Annotated in this window: 15 protein-coding genes; all 15 read left to right on the forward strand. The window is 34.6% G+C overall.

The window, feature by feature from the left end; genetic code table 11:
* Positions 1-67 precede the first annotated feature (67 nt).
* The 15 genes from H7A25_01605 (at position 68) to H7A25_01675 (ending at position 11,620) form a co-directional block, all read left to right on the forward strand.
* Positions 68-337, forward strand: a complete 270-nt coding sequence (locus tag H7A25_01605; protein MCP5498572.1) for a nucleotidyltransferase domain-containing protein — start codon at positions 68-70, stop codon at positions 335-337.
* Positions 334-732 carry a nucleotidyltransferase domain-containing protein gene (locus H7A25_01610; protein ID MCP5498573.1) on the forward strand — a complete coding sequence of 133 codons (399 nt, stop codon included), beginning with the start codon at positions 334-336 and terminating at the stop codon, positions 730-732. Before H7A25_01605 ends, H7A25_01610 begins: the two co-directional genes overlap by 4 nt.
* Positions 722-1,138, forward strand: a complete 417-nt coding sequence (locus tag H7A25_01615; protein MCP5498574.1) for a DUF86 domain-containing protein — start codon at positions 722-724, stop codon at positions 1,136-1,138. The genes H7A25_01610 and H7A25_01615 overlap by 11 nt, the downstream gene beginning before the upstream one ends.
* A gap of 10 nt (positions 1,139-1,148) precedes the next feature.
* Positions 1,149-2,114 (forward strand): type III-B CRISPR module RAMP protein Cmr4, encoded by a 966-nt coding sequence (gene cmr4 / locus H7A25_01620; protein ID MCP5498575.1) that lies wholly within the window; start codon positions 1,149-1,151, stop codon positions 2,112-2,114.
* Positions 2,107-2,574: a type III-B CRISPR module-associated protein Cmr5 gene (gene cmr5, locus H7A25_01625; protein MCP5498576.1), complete on the forward strand. Its 468-nt coding sequence runs from the start codon at positions 2,107-2,109 to the stop codon at positions 2,572-2,574. Before cmr4 ends, cmr5 begins: the two co-directional genes overlap by 8 nt.
* 10 nt (positions 2,575-2,584) lie before the next feature.
* On the forward strand, positions 2,585-3,511 hold the full coding sequence (gene cmr6 / locus H7A25_01630) for a type III-B CRISPR module RAMP protein Cmr6 (GenBank protein MCP5498577.1): 927 nt from the start codon (positions 2,585-2,587) through the stop codon (positions 3,509-3,511).
* A gap of 56 nt (positions 3,512-3,567) precedes the next feature.
* On the forward strand, positions 3,568-4,284 hold the full coding sequence (locus H7A25_01635) for a nucleotidyltransferase domain-containing protein (protein MCP5498578.1): 717 nt from the start codon (positions 3,568-3,570) through the stop codon (positions 4,282-4,284).
* 10 nt (positions 4,285-4,294) lie between these two features.
* Complete coding sequence (locus tag H7A25_01640) at positions 4,295-4,714, forward strand: nucleotidyltransferase domain-containing protein (GenBank protein MCP5498579.1); 420 nt, start codon at positions 4,295-4,297, stop codon at positions 4,712-4,714.
* Positions 4,707-5,102 (forward strand): DUF86 domain-containing protein, encoded by a 396-nt coding sequence (locus H7A25_01645; protein MCP5498580.1) that lies wholly within the window; start codon positions 4,707-4,709, stop codon positions 5,100-5,102. Before H7A25_01640 ends, H7A25_01645 begins: the two co-directional genes overlap by 8 nt.
* A 12-nt stretch (positions 5,103-5,114) precedes the next feature.
* A complete protein-coding gene (locus tag H7A25_01650) occupies positions 5,115-6,221 on the forward strand; it encodes a DUF1887 family protein (GenBank protein MCP5498581.1) in 1,107 nt (368 codons plus the stop codon).
* 12 nt (positions 6,222-6,233) lie between these two features.
* Positions 6,234-6,524 (forward strand): UPF0175 family protein, encoded by a 291-nt coding sequence (locus H7A25_01655; GenBank protein ID MCP5498582.1) that lies wholly within the window; start codon positions 6,234-6,236, stop codon positions 6,522-6,524.
* A gap of 5 nt (positions 6,525-6,529) precedes the next feature.
* Positions 6,530-7,294, forward strand: coding sequence for a hypothetical protein (locus H7A25_01660; GenBank protein MCP5498583.1), 765 nt, complete (start codon positions 6,530-6,532; stop codon positions 7,292-7,294).
* 344 nt (positions 7,295-7,638) lie between these two features.
* Positions 7,639-8,040, forward strand: a complete 402-nt coding sequence (locus H7A25_01665; GenBank protein MCP5498584.1) for a hypothetical protein — start codon at positions 7,639-7,641, stop codon at positions 8,038-8,040.
* 794 nt (positions 8,041-8,834) lie between these two features.
* Entirely contained in the window at positions 8,835-10,349 is a 1,515-nt protein-coding gene (locus tag H7A25_01670; GenBank protein MCP5498585.1) for an IS1182 family transposase, read from the forward strand.
* Positions 10,350-10,705: 356 nt separating this feature from the next.
* Complete coding sequence (locus H7A25_01675) at positions 10,706-11,620, forward strand: hypothetical protein (GenBank protein ID MCP5498586.1); 915 nt, start codon at positions 10,706-10,708, stop codon at positions 11,618-11,620.
* Positions 11,621-12,364: the final 744 nt, after the last annotated feature.

A 12,364-nucleotide genomic window follows, 5' to 3' on the forward strand; every position in this document is an offset into this window, starting at 1 on the left:
TATTAGTATCCCGTATCCAATCCCAAATTCTAAAATTGCAAATATGGAATAATTTTAAAAACCAGGCATGAATATTACAGCTCTTACAGATTATTTTTCCAACAAAGATTACCTCAACTTTGCTTTGCTTTTTGGTTCTCAGGCAAAAGGTAAAACCAATCTTATGAGTGAGGTCGATATTGCTATTCATGCCAATAGAAAACTTTCTCTTGCTGAAGAAGCAGTAATAGAAAATGACTTACAAAAACTTTTGAATCTTAATAGAATGGAAATTCTTAAAGCTCAGATAGATGACTTCCGTGAGTTTATCAAACATATAGAAAAGGAACCAGAATGAAACCTTTTCCTAATCCGCATTATACAAAAGCAATACCGATATTTGAGAGTTTTCCCCAAATACAAGTTGTATATTTGTTTGGCTCTCATGCTTCAGGAAAAACACATGCAGAAAGTGATCTGGACTTTGGTTTTATGGCGGAATCAAATATAAAAGATGACTTAAGTCTAAAACTTATCAAAGCTGGATTCGGTGAATTTAGCCTGGTTTATATGCCCGAAGCTACTCTCTTATTACAATTTGAGATCGTGAAATGGAATAATATTGTCTATCAAAAAAGAGATTACGATCCAAATTCTTTTTACTCAAAAACTCTGAGAATGTATTTTGATATGGAATATTATAAGGAAATACAAAGAAAGTATTTAAAGGAAAGAATTTTACATGGTGAATAAATCTATTTTACAAACAAAAATAGAACACTTCGAAGAGTATTTTTCTTTTTTAGAAGAGATGAAACAATACTCTAAAGAGGAATATTTACAAAATATGATGATACGAGGAAGTGTAGAACGATATTTACAGCTTTCTATTGAAGTAACAATAGATATAGCGAACCATATTATCTCTTCAGAAAAATTAGGGAATGTACATTGGTATCAGGATGTGGCTATCATTTTTCAAGAGAATGGATTTATAAACCAGAGTTTATGTGAAACATGGATTCAAATGATTCGCTTTAGAAACCTACTGGTTCATGAGTATGTAAAAATCGATCACAATGAAGTATACAAAATTCTGCAAAATAATCTTTCTGATTTGAAAGAAATAGAAAAAGTATTTATTCAAAATTTTATATAAAGGAAACGAAATGTACAAATTAGCCAAGCCATTATTTTTAATCTGTGAAACTCCCCTCCACGCCGGGAGCGGAGATTCACTCGGAATTGTGGATTTACCCATCCAGAGAGAACGCCACACAGGCTTTCCCAAGATCGAAGCTTCGAGCTTGAAAGGAGCGATACGAGAAAGTTTTGAGGAAAATGAAAATGTAATCAATGTATTCGATAGTCAAGAGACTACAGTAAACGAGAAAATGAATATACATTTAACTTTCGGTCCGGAAGAAACCGGAGATGCGGGTCATGCAGGAGCCCTTGGCTTTTCGGATGCAAGAATTTTACTTTTTCCCATGAAGTCCATGAAAGGTGTCTTTGCCTACATCACCTGTCCGGCTGTTTTAAAACGATTTAAGAAAGAGTTAGAAGATGTTTGTAAGCTGGGTAGTAATAAGGATTTTTTAAAAATTGAAAACTTCGATAACTACAAAGATACCGTTTCCAATAAAGAACACCTATGTTTAAATAATCATGTAGTTTTAGAAGAATATGCAATCAAAATTGAAAAAGAAGATAATACTATTGCTAAGTATCTCGCTGAGGTTACTCGCAAATCTGAAATCAATGATAAACTCGTTATCCTTCCCGACAATGTTTTTACTGACTTTGTTCAACTTTCTACGGAAGTGATTACCAGAACCAAAATCAACAACGAGACTGGAACCGTCCAATCCGGTGCCTTGTTTACAGAAGAATTTCTTCCGGCTGAATCAGTCCTGTATTCCCTGGTCATGGCAAGTCCCATTTTTCAACCGGAAAACAAAAAGGATAAAGCTATTTTCTACAAAAGAACAAAAGCGGAAAAGGAAATTCCGGAAGAAGAATCTGTTATGGAGTTTTTTCAAAAAGGCTTAAAACCTATTATCCAAATTGGCGGTAATGCGACACTCGGAAAAGGCATTGTAAAAACCGTTGTAGGAGGGAAAGAAAATGAGTAATAAAAGATTAGACCTCGATAGACAAAGAGCTGAGTTTGCTTTTAAAAAAGCACAGGATTATAAGAGCGATAAATTTACAAGTAATGTAAGAAAGTTTCCTATGCTCATCAAGAACAATGGTCTCTGTGCTGCCGTGGCTTTTGCTTATTCAAAAGGCATCAATGTTAAAGATCCAGAAAAATCTAAAGACAAAAAAGCCTGGAAAGATTTATACAATACAATTTCGGAATGGCTAAAAGAAGAACCACAAAAATTTCTAAATTCGTTTTTCAATAACGCATCCGAAGATACACTCATGAAATTAATTGCAGGCTCAAAAGATGATAAAAATGAAAAAACTTTCAACTTTGAGCAATACCGTTTTGCTACAGTAGAAACCCTCGCCCTCTTTTCCTGGCTGAGACGATTTGTAGGAGAGGAAGAAGAGAACAGCAAAAATGAGGATAAGTCTGATGAATGAGGAGTATAAATTGCCGAAAGTATTAATTCCTGCTTTCACGAAAGTTTCTATTTTAAATAAAAATGAACCTATTGAAAATTATGCAGTTCAACTAAACTATTTTCCTCAGAAAGATTCAAAAGAGAAAATAAATTTTCATGAACTTGATAAACAAGGGAAAGAATGTCTGGCAAATTATAAAATATCAGATAAACAATTCTATTCCAGAGCAAAAAAGCATTATGAAAATATCAAGCTCCTTTTAAAAGGCGAAAATACTAGACAAATTAAACTGAAATCCGACTGGCGGTTGATTGTCGGTCTGGGTAATAAATCGGTCTATGAAACTTCCATCACGCTTCACCATATCTATGGTATTCCTTATATCCCTGCCAGTGCTATCAAAGGAGTCGTCAGAAGCTGGATTATTACTTCAGTATTCAATAATAAAGAAGAAGATGCCATTCAAAATAAAATCTTCTGTGATATTTTTGGTTGTCCTGAAAAAGTAGAAAAAGCGAAAAGTTATTATAAAAAGTCAATGGAAGGTAAAATTATTTTCTTCGATGCTTTTCCGACTAGTAAACCCAACATCGAACCCGATATAATGAACAACCACTATCAACCCTATTATGATAAAAAAGCTCCACCGGCAGATTATCATAGTCCCATACCTATATCCTTTTTAACAGTGAAAGATAAAGAAAATGAGAGAACAAATTTTCAATTCATAATAGGTGAGAAAAAAAGTTCAGAACCGGTGTATAAAATAGATAAGAGTTTAATTCTTTTTAAAAATGAAAAAGGACAAACCGTTTCGTATTTTAAAGAAGGTATGACTAGAGAAAAAATATTAAATATGAACCTCATAGATCTCACTTTCGAGTGGCTCAAGCTCGCACTCACCGAGCACGGTATCGGTGCGAAAACGGCTGTGGGTTACGGCTATATGGAGTAAACCATGTTTTTAAACTGCACAGCATATAAACTCATCAAGCACTCTCTCTTAAGGGTATGCTTAAGCATACCCTTAAGAGAGCATCCACTATCTCACCCATGACACCCGACCTAACCCCCATTATCACCTTCAGCAAAGAAACCTTTACTGACAATCTTCTTGCTATCATCCTCTACGGTTCCCATGCGAGAGGAACAGCAACAGAGGAGTCTGATATTGACCTCTGTTTTGTGTTTCAGAACTATGGAAAAGATAATGCCGGAGACTTCAGAGAATTAGATTTTCCTTTTGAAGAAGAATTTCGACTGGACAAGTTATTTGTGTCCAAAGAAAGATTTCAAACCGAATGGGCACCGATTTATACTTCTGTAAAAAAAACGGGAAAAATTATTTTTGGAGAAATAGATTTTTCAGTGAGTAGTTCTCCGGCGCAGGAAAGATATGCTGAGTTTTTCATAGAATCTAAAAAACTTGAATCCTGGAAAGTTAATATGGCAAAAAAGATGTTTGCCGATATGGAATCCACACCGGTAGATTATCTCTATATTGCTGTAAAACATACCATCCAGACTAAGCTTGCTCTTTTGGACAGGGGCTTTTCCAGTAAATTTGAAACTTTAGAGTCTCTATGCCGGGAGCATTTTTCTAAAGGTATTGCAAAGGATTTTAGATTTATCTACGATTTATACCAGAAAAGTGAATTTGAAGCATCCAAAAAGGATTTTCTAAAAGCAATCGAATGTGCCGATACTATTCTTAAACTCTATGAGTAAAAATGCTAGTATGAAAGATTTAATAAGTCAGGTTATAAATTATTTACAATCCAAAGATTACATTGAAAATGCCATTCTTTTTGGTTCCAGAGCCAACGGAAAAATACACGCTATGAGCGATATTGATATAGGAATTTTGACTGAAAGGGAACTCGATCTATTAGAAATAGGTGAAATTGTCGGGGACTTAGAAATAATCACTAACTTAAAAGTAGATCTTCTTCTTCTTAATAATTTATATTACTCCGATCCGCTGCTGGCTTTTAACATCATACAAAATCATAAAGAACTTTTTTTGAATGATATTGAAAAATGGAACGAATACAGGGTAAAAACTCTTTTAGTTTATTTTGATGAAAAACCAATTCTTGATAAAGTAAATCTGGCTTTTAAAAAAAGATATGCAAAGGATAAGGAAAGTAATGAGTAAATTAAGTCTACTGGAAGATAATATTTTACAATTAGAAAGATTAAAAATCAAGCATAAAGATAATCCTGATTTCTTTTCAGAAAAAACAAATGAATGGGCTTTACGATACGGATTTCTTGAAAGCATACAAATTATTATCGATATAAGTTGCGATATATCTACCACATATAATCTGGGAAATCCAAAAAACTCAAGAGAGTGCATTGAAATTTTAGCAACAAATAAATACCTTTCCAGTTCCCTCTCGGAAACATTAGCAAAAATGGTAGGTCTAAGAAATCTTTTAGCACATGAATATGCAAAGATTAATATTAAACAGCTCGCTTCTTTTTTAAACAGGATTACTGATTTTAAAAAATTTATTAGTGAAGTAAGCGAATACTACTAAAGTGGAACTCCCATGAAAATACAAATCTGTCTTCTATCCGCCCAGCCCATCCCCAATCTGTTACCTCTCTGTGCTGAAGAACTAAAGCCCGATAAGGTAATCCTTCTCACTTCCAAAGACATGGAATATGTAGCGAAAAGAATGATTCCGATCATTGAAGACTGGGGAATTCAGTATGAAAAAAGAGAAATAGATGCCTACAACCTTTCTAAAATTAAAAGAACCTGCCTTGATGTTTTAAATACCTATGAAGATGAAGACATCTATGTAAACATTACCGGTGGAACCAAGATTATGTCTGTCGGAGCGTATGAAGTGTTTCAGCTCATGGGAAAACATATTTTCTATGTAAATACGGCTGAAAATCAAATTCATATACTAACGAATAACCGGATTATCCCCTATAAAAACTGGATCGATGTTGAGACTTATCTACGTGCCTACGGTCAAAAAGCTAAAAGTGATCAGAATGAGTTTTTTAATAAATATCTTCCTGTTTTACAAAACCTTTTTTCTGAAATGGAAAGCTGGGAACAGAAATTTAGAGAATCGACCATCGGGATTTTAAACTATTATACAAAACTTGAAGATAATCTATCCTACCCTCACAGAGTTCCCCTGGATAGAAAACACACACAACGTAAAGACCTCTTAGAGTTAATTGGATTATTCGCCAAATATAAACTCCTTGATTTTCAAAATGAAATGATCAGTATTCCCGGTGAAGCACAGCATAAGTTTATCAACGGAGGCTGGCTCGAAGCTCTGACCTATTTCAAAGTCTCCCGGATTCCGGGAACCGATATTAAGACGGGTCTTGAAATAGAATACGATAATGGAAAAACATCTAACGAATACGATGTGGTATTCACTTATCTGAATCGCCTGTTTCTCATAGAATGCAAGACTTCCAATATTCGACACGGAGACATGGGAGTAAATGTAATTTATAAATTGAATACATTAAAAGACTTTGCCGGGGGATTATTTGCAAAAGGAATGCTGGTTTCTTTTCAAAACCTCTCTCACCATCATAAAAACAGACTGGCAGAATATAAGTTGAAATATACTGAAGAACTGAAAGATTTGGATACACGTATCAAGAACTGGATAAAATAAGGGGAGAACCAAATGACTGAAATCCTGATAGAACCATTTTCAAAGCTGGTAGAGATTTACAATTCTCCAGAAGAATTTTACAAAGAAGCATTTTATAGCCTATCTATCACACAACCGGAAGTAAAAATTAATTTTGCGATTTATTTATACAAAGAAGAAATTGTTTCTTTAGAAAAAGCTTCTGAAATTGCAGGAATGTCTATTTTTGAATTTAAAGAAGTTTTACGTATAAAAAATATAGAATTGAAAACCTATATAGGAACTCCAGAAGATATAGATAAAGAAATCGAGCTTTTAAAGTAAACGATATGATACTTGGTGTTTATCATTTCATGGGACTTGGACGGGCTCCGGGAGCTGTAACAGGCCCCATTTCTTATATTGCACATCGTTACAAACGTTGGAACGAAGAAGATAAGCTTTTCTTCTCAGACTCAGGAGAAAGTGCAAGATTTAGAATTAATGATGAAATTCTTCGTAAATTAAAAAATGAGAATCTACCTAAAAATATTTTAGTAAAGCTTAAAACTCTTAAAAACCAGAAAGCTTTAACAGAAAAAGTCTTTTTAGAAAAACTTTCTTCTCTTTCCATTAAAGATAAATCTCAAATCGAAAGTATTTTAGAGAAATCAGATATGAAAGCCGGTGATATTCAGGCAATTATTTTAATTTCTACAAAAGAAATATTTGAAGGAAAAGAAATTAATAATGGTAAGGAAAAGATTATTAACTGTTTTGATTATGTATTAAATTCTCCAGGAAATTATGATAATTTTAATCCTCCAACAAAAACAGAACTATCCGTTAAAGAGGAATTAGAAAAACTTCTCATAGCAGAATTTGCCAGTTTTGAATCCGGTAAAGAAGAAATTCCTATTTTCTGGGTAGAGGTTGATAGAAGGAACTTTAACCAGGTTTTCGAAAGAATATCCGAGATAATTCTAGCATTAGCAAATATAGGAGGGCAGGGAATGAAGAGCATTCTGAAAAATGTATACGTTATCATATACATCCGCAGGGAGAAGACAATTTTCCGTATTGGATTGAAATACCTATCTTCCCTATTGCACTAAGTGCTATTGAGCAAGAAATTATTAATATTATTGAAGATGAAGAGCTTATTGAAAAAGAAAAAATACTAAACTTACTACATTCTCGCTCATATTATAAAGGAGTAGAAGACATATCAACTTTAAAAGAACAATATCTACAACCTTTATGGAAACAGGGATATATAAAAGATGAAGATAATTTCTATATGCTATCTCAAAGATGGAAAACTGTAAAAAAAACTTTATTAGAAATAAGGAAGAAGAAACAGGAATTCGAAAAAGATAAAACCAGTCTTGAAGAATTATGTAAGAAGCATAATTGGATAAAAAGAGAAATATTAAATATAAAATAATAAAGGAAAACCATGTTTTTAAACTGCACAGCACATAAGCTCACAGAAGAACAGATAAATACCATACGCGAACTTTATACCGAAGTTATAGTAGAACTCAAAGATGATAATTCTATACTTCATTCAAAACTCGTAAACTGCCCTTCTGAAATCGGAGAACTTCAGGAACTGGCCAGAAACTTACTCGAATACCTCAAAGTAAAATACAGTGAAAGCAAAGGGAAGCTTGTCATCCACTTCCCTATCGGAAGCCCGGCGTTTAATGCCCTGTTTTTCCGGCATCAGGAAAGAGAAAATTTGCCTCTGTGTTTTGTTTTCTCGCATACAGAAAGAAAGTCTGTGGATGAAAAGCAGGAAGACGGCTCGGTAATTAAACGCTCGATATTTCAATTTGTCAAGTTTATCGAGATATAAAAACCTAAACAAGTCATGAGTAGAATTTTTAGTCAATTTATTTCCGATTGCTCGGTGAAAAATGGCCATTTTTCCGGGAGGTTACACCAAAATACGTTATGCGATAACCCGAAAAAGGCCGTTTTCTGCCTATTATTTAAGCAAAACCTGCCATTTTGGCGTAGAACATTTGTACATTTTCGTGTAACCTATTTTCGGGCTAAAAAAGGGGTAGGTTACACCAAAATATTAGAAAAAGTACTTGTAAGCTATCTTAGAATGCTACAGAATGGTACCTGAAAAGAGGCTGTGGGAATTAGTCTGGCTCGTTTGAGAGCATTGCGACCATTTTTGAGCATCTGCTTGATATTCCCATATCTTATTGTGGGAATTAGTCTGGCTCGTTTGAGAGCATTGCGACCAACTCAACTTTCATAAAGTTTATTTTGTTCCCCGAAAGGTGGGAATTAGTCTGGCTCGTTTGAGAGCATTGGGTTTAGGGATTGGTGATTAGAGGTTGGGAATTATTACTAATACCTAATATCTAAACACTAATCACTAAGTTTACCTAACCCCCTCTTTCCCCCTTCCCTAATTCGTTCTCTCGCTTCGCTCATTCACAGGGCAGGGGGAGGTCTTATTTGGTGGGCTTTGTTGTCCGTTCAGCCGGTGCTTCGATACAAAATTTATTGCAAACGCATTACGGTTGCTGACAGACTGTGTGAAAAGTCTCGTTATTGAATATTTTTTGTTTGTCAGGAATGTAATGTATATAGAAAATTTCCTTATAACGATAAAGAGTTATAGGTGCAGCTATGAATTATATACAAGGAACTTCTCGAGAACAGATAGTATTATACAGTGAATGTTTGGATAACGTCATAAAAGAAGATAGTCCGGTAAGGGTTATTGATGCCTATGTTGATAATCTCGATCTTAAAAAATTAGGTTTTAAAATTCCAAAGTTAGAAACAGGTAAACCACCATATAATCCACATGATTTACTAAAAATATATTTATACGGATATATAGAACGAATCCGAAGTAGCAGAAAATTAGAGAAGGAATGTAATAGAAACCAGGAACTTAGGTGGTTAACAAAGAATCTCGCCCCGGATTTTAAGACAATAGCTGATTTTCGAAAAAATAATAAAGATGGAATAAAAAATATCTTCAAAGAGTTTTTATTCTTTTGCAAGAAAATGAATCTACTAACTCTTTCAATAGTTGGAATTGATGGAACGAAGCTAAGAGCACAGAACGGACAAAATAATGTATTTAAAAGAGAGCGTATTGAAAATATCGAGCAAAATATAAAATCCAAAATACAGGAATATTTGGAGGAATTAGAATTGAATGATATTTCCGAAGCAAATGAACTAAATCTTAAAGATGGAGATGAAGCCAGGGATGTATTAAATAAACTAAAAAGACTAACGAAATACAATGATAAAGTGAAAGGGATTCGGGAATTATTTGAAAACGACCCGGAACTACAGGTCTATTTTGCTAACGACACAGATTCAAGATTTCAAAGTGACAAAGGAAAAATTCGTCCTGGATATAATGCCCAAACTGCAGTGGATAATACAAATAAGTTGATTATTGCAAATGATGTATCGCAAAAGTCAAATGACCTGGAACAAATGACTCCTATGATTGAAAAAGTCCAGTCGATAAAAGAAGAACTTAAAATAGAAAATGAGACAAATGCAGTAATGGATTCCGGATATTTTAGTGAAAAAGAAATAATGAATAATAAAGATAAATCGGGGATAAATATTATAGTACCAGATACCAAATCTGCACTGGATAGTAATAATAAGCGTGAATGTAAAAGTAATCCTGATAAACTTCCTGCAAAAGGATATGAAATCCAGGATTTTGTTTATGATAAAGAGCGGGATATATACGTATGTCCGGCAGGAAAAGAATTAAATAGACAAAATGAAAATCCAAGACAGACGTCATACGGGATTTATGTAAATGAGTATAAATGTAAGGAATGTAAAGATTGTTTTCATAGAGCAAAATGTACCAATAGTAAAACTGGACGAACTATTCGGGTCTCGATAAACCGAGAGACAATGGATGATTTTAAAAAAGAGATGGGGAACGAGGAAAATAAAAAGCTAATTCGTAAACGTAAGGAGATTGTGGAACACCCATTTGGCACTATAAAGAGAAATTTGGGGTTCACTTACTTTATACAAAAAGGAATTAGAAGCGTTCAGGCCGAATTTAGTTTCATATGTTTTGCTTATAATTTTAAAAGAGTCATAAATATTCTGGGAATAAGGGCTTTTATAGATGCTGTAAATGCAAAATAGTAGGAATAATAGATTTTTATTTGATGGATAGCAATGAATTTTCTCTCTTTTATGACTTATAGTAAATTTATTTACTAAAAACCAATTTGGAATGATTGGTTTTTAGTTTTTTTAGTAAGAACCGAGTTCGTCAATATCTACAGGTTTTTTTTTGCTCACTTTTCACACAGTCTGTGAGTAAGGGCGAAAGCCCGCACCGAAGCACGCTCAGCCGGCGAAGCCAAAGGGCAGCATCCGCATCCGGCTGGGATAAAAATGTTTCAAAAAGTATCCCAAAAGTCCAGTTTCGGTTCCCGTTCTATAGAAAATTTTTGTTCCTTTTGTGCATTTTCAAACCCTTTATAGTAGAGGGTCACATGAACAAACGAAAACTCCAAAAAACCTTTGATGAAGTATTTAAGAAAAGAGCCATAGCTTTTTTCTCAAAGTTCGCAAAGGTAGAAACGGAATTTGAATTGCACAGGCTTCCGAGAAAACTCGATGTCCTTATTATTGAGAGCGATAAACCTATAAGGCAGCACCTCGATTTAATGAACTATTTTCAGGAATTCAATATCATTGAGTTCAAGTCAGAAAGTCAGGGTGTAAAATTACAGGATATATATAAAACTTTGTATTATATCTCGGCTTTTGTCCTGCGGAAAAAAGAGAAGGGAGATATAAGCTTCACTCTTATAACAACGAAAAAGCCAGAACGATTTTTGGAGACATATCATTTCTTAGAGAAGAGAAAAGGACTTTATGTCATGGAAATTTCGGGAATTATAAAGATACACTGTATCGTTATTTCAGAACTGGACAAAAACACGGATCGAGAACTGGAGTTTTTACAAATATTCACAGCGAAGAAGCAGAGAAAAGAGATAATCCGGGAAGCCATAGAAAAAGGTTTCGGCGAGAACTTGAAAGATAGTTTTTTGCTTTACAGAGAAGAAGTTGAGTCTATACTAAAGGAGATGGGAAAGAGTATGACTGCCATAGAAGAAAGAGTCTGGGAACTCGCAGAAGAATTTGGAATCAGGGAGAAAATAAGGGAAGCCAGTATCCAGGAGGGCAGAGAGCAGGAACGCCTGCTGGCAGAGAAAGAGATAGAGAAGACACAACGCCTTGCGAGTTTTCGTGAAAAAAGAGCCGAGCATAAAAAAGCCCTCCGAACCGCGATAAATTTAAAGAAAGAAGGAGCTGAGTTAAAATTTATTTCCCGTATTACCGAACTCCCGGAAGCTTATTTGGAGAAGTTTTTTCGGAAAGCGATTAGGGGTGAGGAATGAGGGGTGGAACTATTACTAATCCCTAATATCTAAATACTAATCACTAAACGGCTCGTTTGAGAGCATTGAATTACAAAAGCCGCGGAGGTAATCCGAGGCTTCTCTGTTTGTTGGGGTTATGGTTGCCATGCCTCCTCTCGTTTCAACTCCCAATCGTAGCGGTACAAATCTCCGGTTTTTTTTACCCTTATTGAAGATCGACGACATGAAAAGAGCTTGTAAAGAGTCGATTCATGTTGTCTAATACATTGCTATGGAAAAGGAAATAATCAGATTTTTTATGACCTGGGCTTCGGTCTCAATCATGGTTTTCGTATTATTGAAACTATTGGTAAAGCTTTATATAGACGTTACAAAAACAACTAAAAGCGGTAAAGATTGAGCAATAGGGATTTGCTCATCATGTATGTATCAATAGTCTCTGGACTATTGGCAGCGTATTTTGCAGTAGATAAAGACCTTCGCTTTTATGTCGATTTGTTTGTAATATTTATAGGGGTTACTGGTGGTATAATGGGACTACTGAAATTTATATTTAGAAAGGGAAATGATTAAATGACTCTAATATGGTTTTTACTTGTATACATGGCTTTCCAAAAGGAGAACCGGTTTTCTGATCATTACTAATCACTAAGTTTACCTAACCCCCGGCCCCTTTCCTAGTTCGCTTGGCTTCGGCTCAGACTTACGTCATCGCTCAGCCGGCGATTTCCTTTTGCGTTGCTTCAATGCAACCGGTTACTG

The sequence above is a fragment of the Leptospiraceae bacterium genome, from assembly GCA_024233835.1.
Lineage (GTDB): Bacteria > Spirochaetota > Leptospiria > Leptospirales > Leptospiraceae > JACKPC01.

Bases quoted from the DNA above. Each gene is read 5' to 3' on its own strand.
- H7A25_01605 (MCP5498572.1), top strand. From the start codon at position 68: ATGAATATTACAGCTCTTACAGATTATTTTTCCAACAAAGATTACCTC.
- H7A25_01610 (MCP5498573.1), top strand. From the start codon at position 334: ATGAAACCTTTTCCTAATCCGCATTATACAAAAGCAATACCGATATTT.
- H7A25_01615 (MCP5498574.1), top strand. From the start codon at position 722: ATGGTGAATAAATCTATTTTACAAACAAAAATAGAACACTTCGAAGAG.
- cmr4 (MCP5498575.1), top strand. From the start codon at position 1,149: ATGTACAAATTAGCCAAGCCATTATTTTTAATCTGTGAAACTCCCCTC.
- cmr5 (MCP5498576.1), top strand. From the start codon at position 2,107: ATGAGTAATAAAAGATTAGACCTCGATAGACAAAGAGCTGAGTTTGCT.
- H7A25_01635 (MCP5498578.1), top strand. From the start codon at position 3,568: ATGCTTAAGCATACCCTTAAGAGAGCATCCACTATCTCACCCATGACA.
- H7A25_01640 (MCP5498579.1), top strand. From the start codon at position 4,295: ATGAAAGATTTAATAAGTCAGGTTATAAATTATTTACAATCCAAAGAT.
- H7A25_01645 (MCP5498580.1), top strand. From the start codon at position 4,707: ATGAGTAAATTAAGTCTACTGGAAGATAATATTTTACAATTAGAAAGA.
- H7A25_01650 (MCP5498581.1), top strand. From the start codon at position 5,115: ATGAAAATACAAATCTGTCTTCTATCCGCCCAGCCCATCCCCAATCTG.
- H7A25_01655 (MCP5498582.1), top strand. From the start codon at position 6,234: ATGACTGAAATCCTGATAGAACCATTTTCAAAGCTGGTAGAGATTTAC.
- H7A25_01660 (MCP5498583.1), top strand. From the start codon at position 6,530: ATGATACTTGGTGTTTATCATTTCATGGGACTTGGACGGGCTCCGGGA.
- H7A25_01665 (MCP5498584.1), top strand. From the start codon at position 7,639: ATGTTTTTAAACTGCACAGCACATAAGCTCACAGAAGAACAGATAAAT.
- H7A25_01670 (MCP5498585.1), top strand. From the start codon at position 8,835: ATGAATTATATACAAGGAACTTCTCGAGAACAGATAGTATTATACAGT.
- H7A25_01675 (MCP5498586.1), top strand. From the start codon at position 10,706: ATGAACAAACGAAAACTCCAAAAAACCTTTGATGAAGTATTTAAGAAA.